Here is a 19847-nt window from a genome sequence, read left to right as displayed (position 1 = left end):
TGTACAACTTGTACAAGTTGTACGTGAGTTTTGTACAAAATCTGCCCGCTTATCAGACTGCTCAAGATCATGAATGAGCAAACGCAAAGCGGGCGAAAAATACGAGATTAGGGCAGTGGCCCTGACCCACCGGGTAAAGGAAGGGTAAAGACCGATGACGAAACTGGATCTTAACTGGGCGGCCAAAGAAGAGGCCAAGCGCAAGTGGTTGGCTGAGAATGGCCTCTATAAGGAAGAGGAAGAGCATTCCTCTTGCGGGGTGGGTTTCGTGGTTTCAGCGGACGGGCTTGCCAGTCGCAAGGTGGTGCAGGCGGGCATCGATGCGCTCAAGGCGATCTGGCACCGCGGTGCAGTGGATGCCGATGGCAAAACCGGCGATGGCGCGGGCATTCACGTGCAGATCCCGGTGCCGTTTTTCTATGATCAGGTCCGTCGCACAGGGCACGAGCCGCGCACTGATCAGCTGATCGCTGTCGGACAGGTATTCCTGCCGCGTACGGATTTTGGCGCGCAAGAGGCGTGCCGGACCATCGTGGAAACCGAAGTGCTGCGCATGGGGCACACGATCTATGGCTGGCGGCATGTGCCGGTGGATGTGAGCTGCCTTGGGGAGAAGGCCAATGCCACCAGGCCCGAGATTGAGCAGATCCTGATCTCGAACGCCAAGCAGATTGATGAAGAGGCGTTTGAGCGCGAGCTTTATGTGATCCGTCGTCGGATTGAGAAAGCCGTGGTCGCGGCGTCGATCAATGGCTTCTACATCGCCTCGCTGTCATGCCGGTCGATCATCTACAAGGGTATGATGCTGGCGGAGCAGGTGGCGGTATTCTACCCCGACCTGCTGGACGAGCGGTTCATCTCGACCTTTGCGATCTATCACCAGCGCTATTCGACCAACACTTTCCCGCAGTGGTGGTTGGCACAGCCGTTCCGCATGTTGGCGCATAACGGCGAGATCAACACGCTTAAGGGCAACATGAACTGGATGAAAAGCCATGAGATCCGAATGGCGAGTAATTCATTTGGCGATATGGCCGAGGATATCAAACCGATTATCGCCGGTGGTTCGTCAGATTCGGCGGCTTTGGATGCCGTGTTCGAGGTTCTGGTGCGCGCGGGACGTTCGGCCCCGATGGCGAAAACAATGCTGGTGCCGGAAAGCTGGTCCAAGCAGGCTGAAGAACTGCCGCAGGCGTGGCGCGATATGTATTCCTATTGCAACTCGGTGATGGAGCCGTGGGACGGACCGGCCGCGTTGGCGATGACTGACGGGCGCTGGGTTTGTGCGGGACTGGACCGGAATGGATTGCGTCCAATGCGCTATGTTCTGACCGGTGATGGGCTGGTGATTGCCGGGTCCGAGGCCGGGATGGTGCCGATTGATGAGGCATCCGTGAAGGAAAAAGGCGCGCTTGGCCCCGGGCAGATGCTGGCCGTGGATATGCAAAAGGGCGTGATGTACCGCGATCACGAGATCAAGGACAAGCTGGCGGCGGCCCAGCCGTTTGGCGACTGGGTGAGCAGGATCAACGATATGGAACAGCAGCTGGGCGGCGTGACCGAAAAGCCGCTGTTCACCGGGGCGGACCTGCGCCAACGCCAGATCGCGGCGGGTTATACCATTGAAGAGCTGGAGCAAATTCTGGCCCCGATGGCCGAAGATGGGAAAGAGGCGCTGGCCAGCATGGGGGATGATACGCCCTCGGCAGTCTTGTCGGCGCAGTATCGTCCATTGAGCCATTTCTTTAGACAGAATTTCTCGCAGGTGACCAACCCACCAATTGATAGCTTGCGCGAATATCGGGTGATGAGCCTGAAGACGCGGTTCGGGAACCTGAAAAACGTGTTGGATGAGAGCAGTGCGCAGACTGACATCATTGTGTTGGAAAGCCCGTTTGTGGGCAACGCGCAGTGGGAAGAGTTGAAGTCCAGCTTTACTGCCGATGTGGCCGAAATTGATTGTACTTTTGTATCGGGGCCGGGTGCCTTGCAGGCCGGGTTGGAACGGATCCGGGCGGAGGCCGAAGATGCGGTGCGCTCAGGCGCTGGGCATATCGTGCTGACCGATCAGTATCTGGATGCCGAGAAGATCGGCATGTCTATGATTTTGGCGACCTCAGCGGTGCATAGCCATTTGACACGCAAGGGGTTGCGTACCTTCTGTTCGCTGAACGTGCGGGCGGCGGAATGTATTGATCCGCATTATTTTGCCGTTCTGATTGGCGCCGGCGCGACCGTGGTGAATGCCTATCTGGCCGAAGATTCCATTGCTGACCGGATTGAACGCGGATTGCTGGATGGCACGCTGACCGAAAACATTGCGCGCTATCGCGGTGCGATTGATCAGGGTTTGCTAAAAATCATGGCGAAGATGGGAATCTCGGTTGTGTCGTCCTATCGTGGCGGTCTGAATTTCGAGGCCGTGGGCCTGAGCCGGGCGATGTGTGCGGAATATTTCCCCGGTCTGACCAGCCGGATCAGCGGCATCGGGGTGTCAGGCATTCAGACCAAGCTGGAAGAGGTGCATGCCAAGGGGTTTGCCAACGGGCAGGACATTTTGCCGATTGGTGGATTCTACAAGGCGCGCAAATCGGGTGAGACCCATGCCTGGGGCGCGGGTACGATGCATATGATGCAGATGGCTTGTAATAACGCAAGCTATGCGTTGTGGCAGCGCTATTCAAAGATGATGCAGAACAATCCACCGATCCATATCCGTGATCTGATGGCAATCAAGCCGATGGGCGATGCGATTGCATTGGAAGAGGTGGAAAGCGTGACTGCGATCCGCAAACGTTTTGTGACGCCGGGCATGTCGCTGGGGGCACTGAGCCCGGAGGCGCATAAGACGCTGAATGTGGCGATGAACCGGATTGGGGCGCGCTCGGACAGTGGCGAAGGCGGCGAAGATCCAGCGCATTTTGTGCCAGAGCCGAATGGGGACAATCCGTCTGCGAAGATCAAGCAGGTGGCCTCGGGCCGGTTTGGGGTGACGGCGGAGTATCTGAACCAGTGCGAAGAGCTGGAGATCAAGGTGGCGCAGGGCGCGAAGCCTGGTGAGGGTGGCCAGTTGCCGGGGATGAAGGTCACCGATTTGATCGCGCGGTTGCGGCATTCGACCAAAGGCGTGACGCTGATTTCACCGCCGCCGCATCATGACATTTATTCAATCGAGGATTTGGCGCAGCTGATTTATGACCTCAAACAGATCAATCCGACGGTGAAGGTCTGTGTGAAACTGGTGGCGCAGTCGGGCGTGGGCACAATTGCGGCCGGGGTGGCAAAGGCGAAGGCCGATGTCATTCTGGTGTCTGGCCACAATGGTGGCACCGGGGCCAGCCCAGCGACCTCGATCAAATATGCCGGTTTGCCGTGGGAGATGGGCCTGACCGAGGCGCATCAGGTGCTGAGCATGAATAACCTGCGTGATCGCGTGACCCTGCGCACCGATGGCGGCCTGCGCACAGGGCGTGACATTGTGATGGCCGCGATGTTGGGGGCCGAGGAATATGGTATCGGCACTGCAGCGCTGATTGCGATGGGATGCATCATGGTGCGTCAGTGCCAGAGCAACACCTGCCCCGTGGGTGTCTGTACGCAAGATGAGGCGTTGCGCGACAAGTTCACCGGCAACGCCGACAAGGTGGTGAACCTGATCACCTTCTATGCCCAAGAAGTGCGCGAGGTACTGGCCAGCATCGGTGCGCGTTCATTGGATGAGGTGATCGGGCGGGCGGATCTGCTGACGCAGGTGTCGCGTGGTTCGGCGCACCTGGATGATCTGGATCTCAACCCGATGCTGATCACAGTTGGGGATGCGGGCATTGCCGACTATGACCGTGGTCGCCCCCGGACAGAGGTACCCGATACGCTGGATGCCGAGATAGTGCGTGATGCGAGCCGGTTCCTGAATGACGGCGAGAAGATGCAGTTGCATTACGCGGTGCAGAACACGCACCGGACCGTAGGCACACGGGTGTCGAGCCATATTGTGCGGAACTTTGGCATGCGCAACACGCTGCAGCCGGACCACCTGACGGTGAAACTGTCGGGCAGTGCCGGGCAATCGCTAGGAGCCTTTGCTGCACCCGGGCTTAAGATCGAAGTGTCCGGCGATGCCAACGATTATGTCGGCAAGGGCCTTTCAGGCGGCACCATCGTGGTGCATCCGCCGCAAAGCAGCCCACTGGAAGCATCGAAAAATACCATCATCGGCAATACTGTTTTGTATGGCGCAACCGATGGCTATCTGTTTGCTGCCGGTCGCGCGGGGGAGCGGTTCGCCGTGCGTAATTCGGGCGCCAAGGTGGTGATTGAGGGCTGTGGCAGCAATGGTTGTGAATACATGACCGGCGGGGTTGCGGTGATCCTTGGGTCGATTGGGGCCAACTTTGGCGCAGGCATGACCGGGGGGATGGCTTATCTCTATGATCCTGACAGGCGTGCGGCGACCCTGATGAACCATGAAACATTGGTCAGCGGTGCGGTGTCCGAGGCCTATTGGCAGGACGAGTTGAAAGCGTTGGTGGAACGTCACGCTAGAGAGACCGGCAGCCGCAAGGCGCAGGAGATCCTGCAGCATTGGGAGGCTGAGGTGGGCAATTTCGTACAGCTCTGTCCGGTTGAGATGCTGGATAAGTTGCCCCATCCGTTGGGAAATGTAGCTGAAGCCATCCCGGCGGAGTAAGTCTGGATTAAATTTTACACACAAGGCGGGCTTGCCCGCCTTGTTGCGTTTTGGAACAGTGTTGCCATGAATACAAGCGATGTACCTGTTGCGCAGGAATTGTCCGCGCTGTCTGTTGCGGAGGTGCGTGCCTTGCGTGGGCTCGAGATCTCGCGGCAACAGGAAAAGTTTGCCGGATCTTTTGCTGATACGATTTTAGCGTGGCAGGCCGCCCCGAAAGACCAGATCATCGGTTTGAGTTTTTACCTCGGTGCGGATCCGGTTGGCCTGGTGCTTTTGAAACGCGGGTTACTTGCACCGGACTGGGCGGAAGCAGACGCGGCGACCATGCATGCCTTGAAAATTGCAGCCCCGTTTCAGGGCAAGGGCCTAGGGCGGCCTGTCTTGAGATTGGTCATTGCGGAACTTAAGCTACGCTGGCCTGATATCAAGGAACTGGCCATTGCGGTGGACACTGACAATCATGCCGCGCTTGCCCTGTATCGCGGGACCGGTATGCAGGAGGTGGGCGCGCCATATATGGGGCGGGTTGGTTGGGAGCTGCGGCTGACATTGACACTATGAGCTCGACAGAATCCAAACCAGGCTGCGTTCATGTTTGGCGAGGATCGGGGCGATGTCAGAAGCCGCGGCGACGTCTGCAAAGATGAAGCCGTGAGAGAAGTTGATCAGCATGTTGTGCATCACGTCTTATGAGACGTCGGCGTTGAGGGCCTGTTTCTTAAACCGGATCAATTCGGTGTAGCAGATCAGATCAGGAGGGTGGCAACGCCCCAAAGGCCGAGCAGGGCGGCGGAGAAGTGACCGGTTTTGAAGCCGGGAATGCTGAGCTTTTCGAGCAGGACGATGACAGCCAGTGCGGCGATCCAGATCAGGTTCATCACCCCGCCGACAAATAACAGCAGCATCAGCGCCCAGCAGCAGCCGACGCAATAGGTGCCGTGATGGAGCCCCATTCTGAACGTGCCCCAACCGCTTTTGATCCAGTGTCGTGACAGCCATTCCGCCGGGCTTTGGCAGTGGTGCAGGCAGGTCTGTTTTAGCGGAGTCAGTTGATAGGCAGCGGCGATGAATAGGATCAGCGCGCTGAAGGTTGGGCCGGTGGACCAGAGCATCATTTGTGACAGGCTGCCGGTGTTGACCAGCAGCATCTGCAGGGCTGTGGCGAGCACGGAAAACCCCAGCCAGATAGTGAGATACCCCAACAGGAAAAGCGTGATTGATACCGGGCCCTGTTGCAGGCGGCCCTTGCGTTGGGCGTGGCGCAGGGTGCGGGCATAGAGCAGCATCGTGGGCGCAGCTGATGGCAGCATCATCGCGATCATCATGATCCACCACATCGAGACCATCAGGATAAAATAGGGCAGGCCTGCGTTGGCCAGAGGCGTGCCCATCTGCATTGAGCGCAGGGGCTGGCCGAGGTGGGGGAAAAGGCCGGTGCGGGTCATTTCCAGCGCACTCATGCCCATACCGGCCCCGGAAATGACCCAGAGCCAAGACAGCGCGCAGATCAGAGTGAGACCGCCGAGCAAAAGCGCGCGGTCGCGGCGGATCAATCGCTCGAGGGCCGGGGTGTCCACGCTCAGGCGGCGGTTTCAATCACGCCGTAGGGGCCGTAGGAGGCATGCCAGAGGACGCCGTAAACTTTCTCGTACTGCATCTTGAGGCCTTCGGTGATGGTGATATCGCCCGATCCCATCTCGGCTTCGCGGAACTCGAATCCTTCGGGCAGAACGATGCGGGCGCGGTGGGGTTTCCCGGTGACCGGGTTCTTGATAGGGGTGATGTTGAGCATGGTTTTGCCATCGACCACCAACTTGCCGGTGCGCGCTTCGATATCGGCTTCAAACTCCAGATCAGCAAAGAGCGGATCATCCTCGCCGTCCATCGTGGAGCCGTAGATGTTGAAGACGGTTGTGGGTTCCTGTTCCTCGCCGCCGAGGATTTTGAACAGCGCGTCGACCTGTTCGTCGGTCGCGCGTTTGTCGATGATGCCTTGCGCCCAGCCGCCACCTTCGTGTACCGGCCCCGGCCAGCGATACGACGCCCCGATGACCAGTCCGTCAAGACGGACATCACCAAAGAAGCCCTCTTCGATAAGGTGTGCCTCGCCGCCTTCACAAACGCCGCGTGACGGTTTGCCGTTGAATTCGCAAGGGCAGCCATAGTCGCAGCTACAGACGCCAATCTTGGGCCCGCTGATCTTCCAGTCGATATAAGCCATTTTGATCCCCCCAAATGGTCTGGTGTTGAAATGTCACTGTTGAATTTTGGAACTGAAATATCGGGCAGGATAACACAGAGATTGGGTTTTCCCAAAAATGGACCCGTTTTCGTTTGTTAATGGATGTTCGACGATGGTGGTGAAGCGCAGGAAAGGAGGAAAGCCTGCCATCCAGTCGAATCCCGTCAGATACTCGTGCACTGTGGTCGACATTAATTGTGTGTAATTGGGGGAAACGGAATTTTGATGATGGCTTCAGAGAAAACACATCACTATGCCGGTTTGACATTGAAGAGTTGTACTGGAAAACCACGCTTGGACGGTAACCGGTATGACTGAGCAACGCCGCCAGCTTTTTGGCCTCATTGGCTTTATCATTGCCGGTCTGGTTTTTATCGCGGCGGGGATAAATTTTGGCGATCCGCTAACGATTATTGGAAGCGTGATCTGGGTGACTTCGTATCTGATTTGGATGATCCCATTGCTAGGTGGGTCGAAATGAAGTGTTCACAAATCTTTGGCCGCTAAGCATTGCAACGGTATCAAATGAGAATTTCAGCAAAGGGGTTAACAGCAGCGGAAGAGACAAAGTGAGCATTCGCGATGTTTGCGCTAGGATCAGCTATGCGCACCGTTTGAGAGGACTGGGAGTTGATCGGAATAGTCGCGCGGCGTAACTAAGTTGCCAGAAAGATCACTTCAGCAGCCCCAAGCGGGGCTCTGTAAGTGAGGTCACGGCAATGCCGCCGTCTGGAAGAGTGACCGCTCCGGTCGTCAACGCAAAGTCTCCTGTCGGATCTTGCAGGCTTTCAACAACGTTACCTTTATCGTCGAAGCGGAGGATAAATCCGTAGCGTGTCGGCTTTGGTTTTATCGATTCAGGCAATCGCATGACAACACGTCTAAGGAAAGGCGAGCCGGACAACCGGTCCATGATGGCATTGCGCGGGCTGACAACGCCGAGCCAGAACGTCCCATCGGACGCGTGGTTCAGATTGTCGGGAAAGCCGGGAATATTGGCTAGAATAACCTTTCCCTGACTACCATCCAAAGGAAAATGCCACACACGATACTCGCCGGTTTCGACCACGAGCAATGCGTCGTTCGCTTCATTAACGACAACACCATTGGCAAATGTAAGCCCCTCTGCAAACACCGTTGTTGTCTTAGATGAGGGGTCATACTTCAGCACACGTGCATTCGCGGAATGTTCAACCAAATCCAGAATCGAAGCGGCTAACGTTCCCCCGTTTTCTTGCGCGCCAAATCGGGTAGATGCGTCTGAAAAGTAGATCTTTCCATCCGTTGCTATGTCCAAATCGTTAGCATATCGAATAGGGCTGCCATCCCTTGTTTCATTGGCAAGCAGTGTTACGCGCCCGTCTCGATCAATCGCCAACAGCCCAAGGTAGGCATCTGCCACAAAGAGTGTCCCGTCAGCGCCAAATTCAATGCCCAATGGGCGACCGTTTGTTTGGGCAAACGACGTGACACTGCCATCATTACCAATGCGCAAGATTTCTCCGCCGTGCATGGCGAGATAGATAAGACCATCCGGTCCGACATCGGCGTCCTCTGGACCTGAACGGCCATCGAGCTCAATAAACTCGAGCTTTGCCAGACGATCATTGGCTTGGAATTCTCCGATGTACCCTAGGTTTTGAGGGGCGATCCAAGCAACGGGCCTGACCGGAACCGGCCACAAAAAAAGATATCCCAGCAATCCGACCAGCCCCGCAGCAACTAACACAAAAAGCGGTCTCATATCGGGCCTCCAAGTTCTCCCAACGCATGAAAATACACTTAATCTGCCTGAAAAGCGAAAGAAAGCCGTCATTCAAGACTTACGCAGCATGGATCAAACTGGGTTCAATGGAGCCATCTAGCCACGTGCTTTAGACATGCGAGTTTCGCAGTGATACCTCCAAGGGGAGTAGCGTTTCACATTTATCTGGGCGGCGTAAACGCCGCGCGGTTTTTACGGGCTTTTTCGCGCATGGCGCAGCCGATGGCATGATCGTTGATCAGGCCCATGGCCTGCATGAAGGCAAAGATCGTGGTGGGGCCGAGAAATTTCCAGCCGCGTTTTTTCAGCTCTTTTGACAGGGCTATAGAGGTGGGCGAGATGGAGGCGGTTTGCGGTTCGCCCAGTTCCTCTGCTGGTGGCTCGTACCGCCAGATGAAGGCAGCGAGGGACCCTTCGGCTTCGACCATTTCGGCCATGCGGTGAGCGTTGTTGATTGTGGCGTCGATCTTGAGGCGGTTGCGGACGATGCCGGGATCATTGAGTAGGCGCTCGCGGTCTGCATCGGTGAACTTCATGATTTCGCGATAATCGAATCCGGCAAAGGCGGCGCGGAAGTTTTCGCGTTTGTTCAGGATGGTGCGCCAGCTGAGGCCGGACTGGAAGCTTTCCAAGCAGAGCTTTTCAAACAGGCGGGTGTCGTCGTCCACGGGATAACCCCATTCATTGTCGTGATAGGGCAGGAATTCGGGCACGTCGCCGCACCATGAACAGCGGTTTTGCCCGTCCGGGCCAGTGATCAGCGTGCTCATGCGGCACCTTTCAGATGGTCGAGGGCTGGGGTGGTTTTTTTGACGTCGATTTGGGTGATTTCGGCATGGACGACGTTGTGTATGACAAACGGGTCCTGATTGATACGGGCCTGCAGGGTCTCCAGATCGTCCTCAAGCGCAAGGATCATCCCGCCAGCCGCAGGGGTGATGGAGCCCACGCATTGAAACACGCCGTCGGCAAAGCCTTGCGCGATCCAGTCGTTGTGGGCGGACATGTGCTCGGTGACTGCGGCTTTGTTGTATGAGAATTTGAGAAAGACGATAAACATGGGCTTTCCTAATTGTGGGGAGTGAGGGTGTTGAGCCAAGCTTCAAGCGCGTCAACTTCGGCCTGAACAAAGTCGGGATCCTGATAGGCGGCGGCCATGACAGCCACGCCTTGGGACCGTCCGAGCACGTGTAAAGCGTGATCTTTAGCCTTATCGCCATGGCCAAGGGCAGTAAATTGCGTAACCAGCCAGGTTTTGAACAGGTCAAACACTTCGACCGCGCGCGGGTGGGCGGCGTGTTCGAGCTTGGCCAGTTCGGAACTGAGTGTGCCAACCGGGCAGCCAAAGGCCATGATTTTGCTTTGGTTGGTGATCAGGATGCGGACGAAAGACAAGATGCGCTCTTGTGGGTCGGCCTCTGCGCTCCAATTGTCCAGCATCGTTTGGGTTCTAGCGAGGCGTAGCTCAATCACCGCATCCAGAATCGCGTCTTTGGATTTGAAGTGGTGATAGAAATTGCCGCGCGAAATACCAACCGCCTTGGCGATGTCGCCAAAGGAGGTGGCTTCGAACCCGTTTTCATAAAACAAGGTGTCAGCCTGCAAGGTTATGGTCTCGCGCGTCGAGGTCATGAGTGAAAATTAGGACGGTTGTCCTAATTTGTCAAATCCCGCTTTTTGTCTGCTATCCGCTGCCGATGATTACGCCTGCAGCAAAAACCAGCGCGCCGCCAAAAACCACCTGCAGGGCAGCCCGGAAAAATGGGGTATGCATGAAGCGGTTCTGGATCCATGCGATGGCCCAGAGTTCAATAAACACTACAATGATGGCGATGCTCGTGGCGGTCCAAAAATCGGTGATCAGATAGGGCAGGGCGTGCCCCAATCCGCCAATGGTGGTCATGATGCCACTGGCGAAACCGCGTTTGACCGGGCTGCCGCGACCGGAAAGTTCGCCGTCGTCGCTGGCGGCTTCAGTGAAACCCATGGAGATACCTGCACCGACGGAGGCGGCAAGACCAACGAGGAAGGTGGTCCAAGTGTCTTGTGTGGCGAAGGCGGTGGCGAAGATTGGGGCGAGGGTGGAGACAGAGCCATCCATTAATCCCGCAAGACCTGGCTGCACCCAAGTGAGAATAAATTGTCTATTGGCAGCTTTGGCTTCCTGTTCTTGCGCATCTTCTGTGAGGTGAGTGTTTGTCAGGTCGTTGGCGCGCGTTTGGTGCCCGGCTTCGGCGGCGGCCAGATCCCCGAGCAGTTTGCGGGTTGATGTGTCAGTGCTTTGTCGGGCTGCTTTGAGATAAAACTTTTCTGCGTCCCGCTCCATCGCTGCGGCTTCTTCACGAATGCGGTCAATTCCCAGATTTTCGATCAGCCAGACAGGGCGGCGGTGATGAAACCCAGCGACATGTTCTCGGCGGATGAGCGGAATGATTGACCCAAATCGCGCTTCATGCTGGTCGATGAGCGCCTGACGGTGATGATCTTCTTCTTGCGCCATGCCATCAAAGATTTCCGCCGTATCAGGGTAATCTGTGCGCAGTTTTTCTGCGTAGCTACGATAGATGCGGGCGTCGTCTTCTTCGGATGAAATTGCGAGCGCGAGAACCTCTTGCTCTGACAGGTCCGAGAAGCGGCGGCGATGAAAATGACCGGGAATCATCGGGTTATCCTTTTTAGAATAATTCTAAGCTACTGAGGCGGCAGATATACGCAAGCGATAAATTGAATAATGAACCGTATTTCAACAATGAGCTTGATAACTAAACTAAATAGTTTATTAAACTAAACCACGTAGTTTAGAATCGGAGTGAAACGATGATCAGACCATTGGCAATCGCAATCCTTGCATGCGGAGTGGTTATTACCCCAATGCAGGCCCTGAGTTTCAATACAGGAAGCCTGTTTCCAACCATCACCTATCCGGAACCCACACCGGAGCCTGTTACACGGGATACCACGCAAACCGAGCGCTGAAATTTTGGGCAAATGACGGACCGTAATTTCCGCTAAATCGCAGTAATGCTTGCGTATTCACAGGGGTGGCGCTTAAAATGGCCAAACTGAATTGGAGAGCAAGCATGACGGCAATGGCCGCGGAAATCAAAAAAGGACGTAAGTTCGATCAGGTCCTTGAGGGCGCGCGTACTGTGTTTATGCGTGACGGTTTCGAGGGGGCCAGCGTAGACGATATCGCCCGCGAGGCGGGTGTCTCCAAGGCGACCTTATACAGCTATTTTCCCGATAAGCGGCTGCTGTTTTCCGAAGTGTCACGCCAAGAGTGCAATCGGCAGGCTGAAGAAGCTTTTGAAGTTATCGGAATTGGTGCCCCAATTGAGCTTGTCCTGCATGAAGCCGCGAGCCGCGTTGTGCGGTTTTTTCTTTCGGAATTTGGCATGCAGGTCTTTCGAATTTGCGTGGCAGAATCCTATCGGTTCCCAGAATTGGGGCAGCGGTTTTATGACTCGGGGCCAGCTTTGCTTCGATCACGGCTGTCTCAAATCTTCGCTCCTTATGTCGAGAAGGGCATCCTGAAGATTGATGATATGGAACTGGCAACAAGCCAGTTTGCTGAACTGTGCAAGTCCGATCTGTTCGTCCGCAAATTATGTGGGGTGGCACATGATACATCCGAGGCTGACATTGAGCGGGTCGTGAAAGGTGTTGTTGATGTCTTTTTGTCGCGTTACCTAGCCTGATAAATCCTGTAAATCTGGTTGAGCTTGATATGCTTGGGTGTTCTGCGTCAAAAGGCAGGACCTTTTGACTTGGAGTTCCGCCATGACCGATCCCGCCTCCTTTCTGCGCAGCCTGTTTGATCGAGCCGTTGAAGTTGCCGATCCCATGCAAAGCCTGAAGGATGCGTTGCCCCCGCGCCCTGAAGGGCGGTTGGTTGTGATTGGGGCGGGCAAGGCGTCGGCCCGGATGGCTGAAGCGGTTGAAGCGGAATACGGCCCTTGTGAGGGCTTGGTGATCACGCGGTATGGTTATGCGCGTCCCTGTCAAGGGATCGAAATTGTCGAAGCTGCACACCCTGTTCCGGATGAGGCAGGAGAAGCGGCGACCAAACGGATGCTGGGACTGGTGGATAGTCTGGGCGAAGATGATTTTGTTCTGGCGCTTATTTCGGGCGGGGGTTCGGCCCTGCTGAGTGCCCCGGCAGGGAATATCACGCTGGAGGAAAAGCAGGCGCTGACGCAGGCGTTGCTGGCTTCGGGTGCGCCGATTGGTGATATCAATGGTATTCGCAAGCAGATCTCGGCCGTAAAAGGTGGCAATCTGGCGGCGCGTGTGCATCCGGCGAAGATGCTGGCGCTGATGATCTCGGATGTGCCGGGGGATAATCCATCTGACATCGCCAGCGGGCCGACCGTGGGTCATGAAGACGATGCGGGGCGGGCGGTTGAGACGCTGAAGAACTGGGGGGTCACGCCGCCGCAGTCTATTGCTGACTATCTGGCATCTGGTGTGGAAACTGTGCGCCCGGATGATCCGCGTTTGGCGAATGTCGAGAATGTGATTTACGCGGCGCCGTCGCAGTCTTTGGCCGCAGCGGCAGAGGTGGCGCAAGCTGCAGGCGTTGAAGCGCGCATTTTGGGTGATGCCTTGGAAGGCGAAGCGCGAGAGGTGGCTGCAGAGCATGCTGCATTGGCGCGCGAGGTGCAGGCCGGATTGTCGGAAGGCGATGCGCCTGTGGTGCTTTTGTCGGGTGGCGAGCTGACCGTGACACGTACTGGCGATGGCGTCGGTGGCCCAAATGCGGAGTATTCGCTGGCACTAGCTCTGGCCTTGGATGGGGCTGCGGGCATTGATGCAATTGCTTGTGATACCGATGGTGTTGATGGCGCTGCCGAGGTTGCAGGAGCAATCATCGGGCCGGGAACCTTGGCCAAGGCGACTGAGGTCGGGCGCGATGCGGTTGCGGCGCTGGTCAACAATGATGCACATGGATTTTTTGGAGATCTGGGTGATCAGGTGGTGCCAGGGCCGACCCTGACCAACGTCAATGACTTCCGCGCGATTCTGTGTCGCTACGTGGGATGAGGCACTGGGCTTTTGCCAGCCTCCACCCCGCGATAGCGGCAATCACGGTAAAGGGAACAAAGGCGAAGAACACCCAGAACGCAGCGCTGTGAGCGGTTGCGAGACCGACGTCTTCTCCAAAACCCAACGCGTTTGCAACCAGCCCCGAGGCGGCCGCGCCGCAGGCAAAGCCGATCTGCTGGATGGTAGGGATGGCCGAGGCGGCGGTGTCGGCTTCAGTCGGATCTGCGTGATCGGTAATGCGGCGATAGACAAAGGCCCACATGATGCCAAAGCCCGCGCCCTGAACCCCGGCGCAGGCGAGGATGGCCCAGACCGGGCCGCTGGCCATGAGCAGGGCAAATCCGATAAGAGAGATGGACAGGATCACCGTGCCTGTGCGGATGAGCCAAGCATCATCAACCGATTTGAAGGAAGCGACGATGACAGCGGCGAGACCCCAGCAGACTGATTCAAAGGCAACGATGTAGCCAGCGGCAAGAGGGCTGAGCCCGTGCAGGGTTTCCAGCAGGATCGGTCCGTAAACTATGAAAGACACCGAGGCGAATGATGCGCTGAGAACCAGTGTGAGGCCTGCGCCCACCGGAGTAGAGGTGGCAAAGGGCCGACTGGGGAAGAGGCGGGTGTTTGGGCGTTTTCTGTCTTGCAGGAGCATAAGCAGAAACATCCCAATGCCCAGAATGCAGAGGAGCGTGGAGCGCAGGGGCTGAACCTCGGCCCCGGCGAAGGCGAGTGACAGGACAGCGCCGCTGATCAGGCCAAGGCGGAGCAGGGGGATGCTTGGTCTTTCGTCTGTGGCTCGGTCAGTTGATCTGGGCGCGACTTTGAGTGCGAACGCGAAGAAAAGAGCGGCTTGCACTGCTGCCGCAACAAAGGCCATGCGCCAATTGGCAAAGGTGGCGAATGATCCACCGACCAATGGCCCGGCGAATGCCGATAGGCTCCAGACGGCGGAAATCAGCGCCATAACCTTTGGCACCAGATTGGGGGCGAACCAGTGCCGCAGTGCGACAAAGGCAATGGCCACGAGATAACCGCCCCCCACGCCCTGAACCAGGCGCCCGGCCAGTACGATGATCATATTGGGGGCGATGGCGCAGATCATGCTTCCGATGCCGTAGAGAAGCGCGGCAAGGCTGACAGCAGCACGTAGTCCTAAGCGACGTGTCAAGAGGCTGGTCGAGGATCCGGCAATGATCGAACCGAGGAGATAGAGTGCAAAGGCCCAGCCGATCAGGTGACCGCCACCAAATTCCCGCACGGCACTGGGCAGCGTGGTGGCCGCCAGCATGCTGCTGGCGGCGTGCAACCAGACGGCAAAGCACAACAGCGCCAGTTTGGTTCGCTGATCTTTGGATAGCGCAGCGGGGGGAAGTTCTGTTTGTGCCAATCGTTTAATTCCGTTGTTTCTGCGGATCTATGTCTGTTCATGCTTTTGAACTGTAATTCTTAAAGGTAACTTGAGGTCAAATTTATTAAATTTAATAAAATAAATAGGTTAAGCTTTTTACGCCGAGCGAATGCCCCATTTCTGTGTTTTCGAAACATCGTTCTACATTATCACTTCCATGTCATCTTGGCTGATCGAATGCACGGTTCAATTGGATTTTGACGTGAGATGTGCATAGATTCAGCAAGGTTAAGATTGGCTTAAACATTCGTTCATCAGGAGGGCACGTGAAGCGTCAGGACCTTTTGCTGGCAGCAATAACTGCCGTTGTTTTCTGGGCTATTCCGGTTCAGGCAGAAGAGCGCCAATTGACCGCATCAGAAATTGAGGTGCTTTTGACTGGCAATACCGTTTCGGGCACGTGGTCTGGGACGCCTTATAAGCAATATTACGGCGAGGGGGGCTTTACCATGTATGTGCCCAAAGGTGGACCGCCGGATCAGGGGCGCTGGCGGGTGAACCATGAGACAAATCAGTATGAAAGCTGGTGGCACATGACAAATTGGACACCTTACACGGTTGTCGAAACCGATGACGGTCTGGCGTGGGTGAATGGCGAAACCCTGCAGCACTTTGAAGTTTTAGATGGCAGGCAGGTCAGCTGGTGACCTCCTCAATCAACTATTTTGTAAACGCTACAATCCTCGCCATTTATTGCGATTTGCAAGCGAGCGTGAATATTGGCGCATTGACCAATCCTGCAAATTGCGTTGCCGGGGTGAACCGGCTATGAAAAAGGTTAGTTGTAATTCCACGAGATTGATTTGAGGGCACACATATATGGCTGACAAGCTTTTTGGCACCGATGGTGTTCGCGGACAGGCAAACCGCTGGCCAATGACCGCGGAAATGGCGCTAAAGCTGGGGGCGGCTGCAGGACGGTATTTTCGCCGGGATCAGCAAGACCACCGTGTCGTAATTGGCAAAGATACCCGCTTGTCTGGCTATATGATCGAATACGCGCTGACGGCTGGGTTTACCTCAACTGGGATGAACGTGTTTTTGTTGGGGCCTGTTCCAACACCAGCAGTGGGATACCTGACACACGGTTTGCGGGCTGATGTTGGCGTGATGATTTCAGCTAGCCATAACCCTGCGGGTGACAACGGGATCAAGTTTTTCGGGCCGGATGGTTACAAACTGAGTGATGAAGCAGAGGCCGGAATTCAAGCGATTTTGGATGAAGGTCCGCGACTTGCTGCCCCGGAAAACATTGGCCGTGCGCGCCGGTTTGAAGATGCGCGAGGGCGCTATGTCGAATATGCCAAAACGACATTCCCAAATCGTAAGCGTTTGGATGGATTGCGGATTGTGCTCGATTGTGCCAATGGGGCGGCCTATCGCACAGCGCCTGCGGTGTTGTGGGAGTTGGGCGCGGAAGTGATCCCGATTGGCGTAGAACCCAATGGCCACAACATTAATCTGGAGTGTGGGTCAACCCATCCAGAAGCGGCAGCGGCGAAGGTGTTGGAATCGCGCGCGGATCTGGGGATTTGTCTGGATGGAGATGCCGATCGTATCGTAATTGTGGATGAGAATGGCAAGGTCGCCGATGGCGATCAAATCATGGGATTGATTGCGACGCGTTGGGCGGCAGAAGGGCGGCTGTCTGGCGATACGCTGGTGGCCACTGTGATGTCAAACCTTGGATTGGAGCGGCATTTGAATGCTAAGGGGATTGACCTTAAGCGAACCTCTGTTGGGGATCGCTATGTCGTCGAAGAGATGCGCGCGGGTGGTTACAACCTTGGTGGTGAACAATCCGGCCATATCGTGATGAACGATTATTCGACCACCGGAGACGGGTTGATCGCGGCTTTGCAGTTTTTAGCGTGCATGGTTGAGCAGGACAAAAAGGCCAGCGAGCTGACGCAGGTGTTTGAACCTGTACCACAGAAATTGATCAATGTGCGCTATGAAGCGGGGCAGGCGCCGTTGGATACCGATGCGGTTCAGCAGGCCATTGCTGATGGTGAAAAGGCGCTGGGTAGTGACGGGCGCCTTTTGATCCGCAAATCCGGGACCGAGCCGCTGATCCGTGTGATGGCCGAGGCCTTGGATCCGGCACTGATGGATTCTGTGCTGGACAAGGTGGTCACCGAAGTGAAACGCGCGAGTTGAATGTAAGTTTTTGGTGACCGAATTGCACTTTTTCTTGCGAAGAATGCAGCATATGAATGAATTGAAGCACTTGGCCGGATGGGCCTCGGTGAATTGAACGAATTGCAGAGTGGGCAGAGATATGGCGAACAACATTACACCGGTCATTTTGTGCGGTGGATCGGGGACACGGCTTTGGCCATTGTCACGCCGTAGCTACCCCAAGCAATTTGTGCCGATAGTTGGCGATGGTAGCCTGTTTCAGCAATCTGCCAAACGCTGCCATGGGAACGGGTATAATGCCCCAGTTGTGGTGACGAACTCTGACTTTCGATTCATTGTCACGCAGCAATTGGCTTCTGAGGGTATCGATCCAGGAGCGATCCTGATCGAGCCTGACGCGCGCAATACTGCGCCCGCCTTGCTGGCAGCGGCGTTTGTGGTGGCTCAGAGTGATCCAGAAGGGTTGATTCTGGCGGCGCCCTCTGATCACTACATAGAGCAACCCGAGGTGTTTCGCCAAACCGTGGCACGCGGGACCGAAGCGGCGGCACAGGGTCGGATCGTGACTTTTGGCATCGCTCCCGACAGGCCTGAAACCGGTTACGGATATCTTGAGCTGGGAGAAATGGCCGAGGGGGCGGCGGTGCATCCGTTGACCCGGTTCGTGGAAAAGCCGAATGAAGTGCGCGCGACTGAAATGTTGACGGCTGGCAACTTCATGTGGAATTCGGGGATTTTTCTTTATTCCGCGAAAACACTGATTGCGGCCTTTGAAACGTATCAGCCCGAATTGTTGTCGAACGTTCGCAAGGCTGTGGAGGAAGCGCAGGCTGATCTGGGGTTCCTGCGCTTGGCGCCCGAGCCATGGGGCGAGAGCGAAGATATTTCCATCGACTACGCGATCATGGAGAAAGTTGACAACCTGTCGGTGGTGATCCACGATGGTGACTGGTCAGATTTGGGCGGTTGGGAAGCTGTACGTCAGCATGGCAATGCGGATGAGAACGGTTTGGCGACATCCGGCCCGGTGACGGCGGTCGAATGTTCCAACACATTGCTGCGCTCAGAGTCGGATGCGCAACAACTGGTTGGGCTCGGGCTAGACAATATCGTTGCCATCGCCATGCCCGATGCGGTGCTTGTGGCAGATCGCTCTCGGGTGCCGGATGTGGGCAAGGTGGTGAAAACCCTGCGCGCTGAAAATGTAGTACAGGCAGATACCTTTCCAAAGGATCACCGGCCTTGGGGTTTCTTTGAGACATTGACTTTGGGCGAGCGGTTTCAGGTCAAACGCATCGTGGTCAATCCAGGTGCGGCGCTGAGCCTGCAAAGTCATGTGCACCGGGCCGAGCATTGGATTGTGGTCTCGGGTACTGCGCGGGTGACGATTGATGATGACGTCAAGTTGGTCACAGAAAACCAATCGGTTTTTATCCCGCTGGGGGCTGTGCACCGGATGGAGAATCCGGGCAAGGTGCCGATGGAACTGATCGAAGTTCAGACCGGCAGCTACCTGGGGGAGGATGACATCATCCGCTACGAGGATGTCTATTCTCGGGGGCAGGGCGCGAAAGGGTAACTTTTAGGCTGCGACAAACAATTGCGGCCCCATCAACTATCCCGAATTTGGTCAAATGACCAGTTCGGCCTGAAAAACGGCTTTGAAGGTCAATCCAGCAGATTTGCCAGATAGCGACCATAGGCATTTTTGCTGAACATCTTGGCACGTTCAGCGAGGTTATCGGCAGAGATCCAGCCTTGGTCAAAGGCGATCTCTTCGAGGCTACCGGTTTGCAGCCCCTGACGTTGTTCCAATGTCCGTACGAAGTTGCCCGCATCCAAAAGGCTGGCATGGGTGCCAGTATCGAGCCAGGCGTAGCCACGCCCCATGCGTTGGACGGTCAGCTTGCCGGCATGCAGGTACATTTCCAGCAAGGTGGTGATTTCCAGCTCGCCGCGTGCGGACGGGCGGACATCGCGGGCCAATTTTGGTGCGTCACTGTCGAGGAAATAGAGACCGGTCACGGCATAATTTGATGGTGGAACTTCGGGTTTTTCGATGATCTGTTTGGCATTGCCGTCGGCATCAAAGCTGACAACCCCGTAGCGTTCAGGGTCAGCGACGTGGTAGCCAAAGACTGTGCCGCCATCACGTTGCCGGTTGGCTTGAGCCAGAATGTCGGGCAGGCCGTGGCCGAAAAAGACGTTATCACCCAGCACCATGGCAGAGGGCGCGCCATCGAGGAAATCTTCGGCGAGCAAATAAGCCTGCGCCAAACCATCCGGAGAAGGCTGGGTGATATAGGTGAGGGAGATACCCCACTGGCTGCCGTCACCCAAAGTACGCTTGAACTGCTCTTGGTCCTGCGGCGTGGTGATCATCGCGATGTCACGGATTCCGGCCAACATTAGGACCGAGATTGGGTAATAGATCATCGGCTTGTCATAGAGCGGGAGTAGCTGCTTTGAGATCCCGATGGTGATCGGATAGAGCCGCGTGCCAGAGCCCCCTGCCAGAATAATGCCTTTGCGATCTGTCACCTTGTGCTCCTTG

At 56.1% G+C, this 19847-nt stretch carries 18 protein-coding genes; 9 read left to right on the top strand and 9 right to left on the bottom strand.

What is annotated here, in order from left to right:
- Positions 1 to 154 precede the first annotated feature (154 nt).
- Positions 155 to 4687, top strand: a complete 4533-nt coding sequence (gene gltB / locus ROA7450_RS06335; RefSeq protein WP_085804848.1) for a glutamate synthase large subunit — start codon at positions 155 to 157, stop codon at positions 4685 to 4687.
- A gap of 66 nt (positions 4688 to 4753) precedes the next feature.
- Positions 4754 to 5251: a GNAT family N-acetyltransferase gene (locus ROA7450_RS06330; RefSeq protein WP_085804847.1), complete on the top strand. Its 498-nt coding sequence runs from the start codon at positions 4754 to 4756 to the stop codon at positions 5249 to 5251.
- Positions 5252 to 5436: 185 nt separating this feature from the next.
- On the opposite strand, the gene ROA7450_RS06325 is transcribed toward ROA7450_RS06330, so the two are convergent.
- Both ROA7450_RS06325 and ROA7450_RS06320 read right to left on the bottom strand, forming a co-directional pair.
- Positions 5437 to 6267 (bottom strand): DUF2182 domain-containing protein, encoded by an 831-nt coding sequence (locus ROA7450_RS06325; RefSeq protein ID WP_085804846.1) that lies wholly within the window; start codon positions 6265 to 6267, stop codon positions 5437 to 5439.
- A gap of 2 nt (positions 6268 to 6269) precedes the next feature.
- Positions 6270 to 6911: a DUF1326 domain-containing protein gene (locus ROA7450_RS06320; protein ID WP_085804845.1), complete on the bottom strand. Its 642-nt coding sequence runs from the start codon at positions 6909 to 6911 to the stop codon at positions 6270 to 6272.
- 331 nt (positions 6912 to 7242) lie between these two features.
- Here ROA7450_RS06320 and ROA7450_RS21145 point away from each other — a divergent pair, with 331 nt between their 5' ends.
- Complete coding sequence (locus ROA7450_RS21145; RefSeq protein ID WP_200812930.1) at positions 7243 to 7413, top strand: hypothetical protein; 171 nt, start codon at positions 7243 to 7245, stop codon at positions 7411 to 7413.
- Between the two features lie 192 nt (positions 7414 to 7605).
- Here ROA7450_RS21145 and ROA7450_RS06310 read toward each other — a convergent pair whose 3' ends face one another.
- The 5 genes from ROA7450_RS06310 to mbfA all read right to left on the bottom strand — a co-directional run bounded on the left by ROA7450_RS06310 (position 7606) and on the right by mbfA (position 11359).
- Entirely contained in the window at positions 7606 to 8676 is a 1071-nt protein-coding gene (locus ROA7450_RS06310; protein ID WP_085804843.1) for an SMP-30/gluconolactonase/LRE family protein, read from the bottom strand.
- Positions 8677 to 8858: 182 nt separating this feature from the next.
- Positions 8859 to 9467 (bottom strand): DNA-3-methyladenine glycosylase I, encoded by a 609-nt coding sequence (locus ROA7450_RS06305; RefSeq protein ID WP_085804842.1) that lies wholly within the window; start codon positions 9465 to 9467, stop codon positions 8859 to 8861.
- The gene (locus tag ROA7450_RS06300) at positions 9464 to 9757 is read right to left on the bottom strand and encodes a YciI family protein (RefSeq protein WP_085804841.1); all 294 of its coding nucleotides are present in this window, start codon (positions 9755 to 9757) and stop codon (positions 9464 to 9466) included. The genes ROA7450_RS06305 and ROA7450_RS06300 overlap by 4 nt, the downstream gene beginning before the upstream one ends.
- A gap of 8 nt (positions 9758 to 9765) precedes the next feature.
- A complete protein-coding gene (locus ROA7450_RS06295; protein ID WP_085804840.1) occupies positions 9766 to 10329 on the bottom strand; it encodes a TetR/AcrR family transcriptional regulator in 564 nt (187 codons plus the stop codon).
- 52 nt (positions 10330 to 10381) lie between these two features.
- Positions 10382 to 11359 carry an iron exporter MbfA gene (gene mbfA / locus ROA7450_RS06290; protein ID WP_085804839.1) on the bottom strand — a complete coding sequence of 326 codons (978 nt, stop codon included), beginning with the start codon at positions 11357 to 11359 and terminating at the stop codon, positions 10382 to 10384.
- A gap of 155 nt (positions 11360 to 11514) precedes the next feature.
- Between mbfA and ROA7450_RS21140 the strand changes: the two genes are divergently transcribed.
- From ROA7450_RS21140 to ROA7450_RS06280, 3 genes are all read left to right on the top strand, one after another.
- The gene (locus tag ROA7450_RS21140; RefSeq protein WP_200812929.1) at positions 11515 to 11673 is read left to right on the top strand and encodes a hypothetical protein; all 159 of its coding nucleotides are present in this window, start codon (positions 11515 to 11517) and stop codon (positions 11671 to 11673) included.
- A 104-nt stretch (positions 11674 to 11777) separates the two neighbouring features.
- Positions 11778 to 12395 (top strand): TetR/AcrR family transcriptional regulator, encoded by a 618-nt coding sequence (locus ROA7450_RS06285; protein ID WP_085804838.1) that lies wholly within the window; start codon positions 11778 to 11780, stop codon positions 12393 to 12395.
- 82 nt (positions 12396 to 12477) lie between these two features.
- Positions 12478 to 13740 (top strand): glycerate kinase type-2 family protein, encoded by a 1263-nt coding sequence (locus tag ROA7450_RS06280; protein WP_085804837.1) that lies wholly within the window; start codon positions 12478 to 12480, stop codon positions 13738 to 13740.
- Here the strand turns inward: ROA7450_RS06280 and ROA7450_RS06275 are convergent.
- Positions 13700 to 15130, bottom strand: coding sequence for an MFS transporter (locus ROA7450_RS06275; RefSeq protein ID WP_085804836.1), 1431 nt, complete (start codon positions 15128 to 15130; stop codon positions 13700 to 13702). The two genes, ROA7450_RS06280 and ROA7450_RS06275, sit on opposite strands and share 41 nt — an antisense overlap.
- A gap of 287 nt (positions 15131 to 15417) precedes the next feature.
- Between ROA7450_RS06275 and ROA7450_RS06270 the strand changes: the two genes are divergently transcribed.
- The 3 genes from ROA7450_RS06270 to ROA7450_RS06260 all read left to right on the top strand — a co-directional run bounded on the left by ROA7450_RS06270 (position 15418) and on the right by ROA7450_RS06260 (position 18872).
- Positions 15418 to 15798 carry a hypothetical protein gene (locus ROA7450_RS06270; RefSeq protein WP_085804835.1) on the top strand — a complete coding sequence of 127 codons (381 nt, stop codon included), beginning with the start codon at positions 15418 to 15420 and terminating at the stop codon, positions 15796 to 15798.
- A gap of 172 nt (positions 15799 to 15970) precedes the next feature.
- A complete protein-coding gene (gene glmM, locus ROA7450_RS06265) occupies positions 15971 to 17311 on the top strand; it encodes a phosphoglucosamine mutase (RefSeq protein WP_085804834.1) in 1341 nt (446 codons plus the stop codon).
- Positions 17312 to 17432: 121 nt separating this feature from the next.
- Positions 17433 to 18872: a mannose-1-phosphate guanylyltransferase/mannose-6-phosphate isomerase gene (locus ROA7450_RS06260; RefSeq protein WP_085804833.1), complete on the top strand. Its 1440-nt coding sequence runs from the start codon at positions 17433 to 17435 to the stop codon at positions 18870 to 18872.
- A gap of 89 nt (positions 18873 to 18961) precedes the next feature.
- On the opposite strand, the gene rfbA is transcribed toward ROA7450_RS06260, so the two are convergent.
- The gene (rfbA, locus tag ROA7450_RS06255; RefSeq protein ID WP_085804832.1) at positions 18962 to 19834 is read right to left on the bottom strand and encodes a glucose-1-phosphate thymidylyltransferase RfbA; all 873 of its coding nucleotides are present in this window, start codon (positions 19832 to 19834) and stop codon (positions 18962 to 18964) included.
- Positions 19835 to 19847 lie beyond the last annotated feature (13 nt).

Source organism: Roseovarius albus (assembly GCF_900172335.1).
Taxonomy (GTDB): domain Bacteria; phylum Pseudomonadota; class Alphaproteobacteria; order Rhodobacterales; family Rhodobacteraceae; genus Roseovarius; species Roseovarius albus.
This window is presented reverse-complemented; position numbering and strand designations above follow the sequence as displayed.

Bases quoted from the DNA above. Each gene is read 5' to 3' on its own strand.
- ROA7450_RS06305 (WP_085804842.1), bottom strand. From the start codon at position 9,467: ATGAGCACGCTGATCACTGGCCCGGACGGGCAAAACCGCTGTTCATGG.
- ROA7450_RS06320 (WP_085804845.1), bottom strand. From the start codon at position 6,911: ATGGCTTATATCGACTGGAAGATCAGCGGGCCCAAGATTGGCGTCTGT.
- glmM (WP_085804834.1), top strand. From the start codon at position 15,971: ATGGCTGACAAGCTTTTTGGCACCGATGGTGTTCGCGGACAGGCAAAC.
- ROA7450_RS21145 (WP_200812930.1), top strand. From the start codon at position 7,243: ATGACTGAGCAACGCCGCCAGCTTTTTGGCCTCATTGGCTTTATCATT.
- ROA7450_RS06260 (WP_085804833.1), top strand. From the start codon at position 17,433: ATGGCGAACAACATTACACCGGTCATTTTGTGCGGTGGATCGGGGACA.
- ROA7450_RS06300 (WP_085804841.1), bottom strand. From the start codon at position 9,757: ATGTTTATCGTCTTTCTCAAATTCTCATACAACAAAGCCGCAGTCACC.
- gltB (WP_085804848.1), top strand. From the start codon at position 155: ATGACGAAACTGGATCTTAACTGGGCGGCCAAAGAAGAGGCCAAGCGC.
- ROA7450_RS06295 (WP_085804840.1), bottom strand. From the start codon at position 10,329: ATGACCTCGACGCGCGAGACCATAACCTTGCAGGCTGACACCTTGTTT.
- ROA7450_RS06280 (WP_085804837.1), top strand. From the start codon at position 12,478: ATGACCGATCCCGCCTCCTTTCTGCGCAGCCTGTTTGATCGAGCCGTT.
- ROA7450_RS21140 (WP_200812929.1), top strand. From the start codon at position 11,515: ATGATCAGACCATTGGCAATCGCAATCCTTGCATGCGGAGTGGTTATT.
- ROA7450_RS06310 (WP_085804843.1), bottom strand. From the start codon at position 8,676: ATGAGACCGCTTTTTGTGTTAGTTGCTGCGGGGCTGGTCGGATTGCTG.
- ROA7450_RS06330 (WP_085804847.1), top strand. From the start codon at position 4,754: ATGAATACAAGCGATGTACCTGTTGCGCAGGAATTGTCCGCGCTGTCT.
- mbfA (WP_085804839.1), bottom strand. From the start codon at position 11,359: ATGATTCCCGGTCATTTTCATCGCCGCCGCTTCTCGGACCTGTCAGAG.
- ROA7450_RS06285 (WP_085804838.1), top strand. From the start codon at position 11,778: ATGACGGCAATGGCCGCGGAAATCAAAAAAGGACGTAAGTTCGATCAG.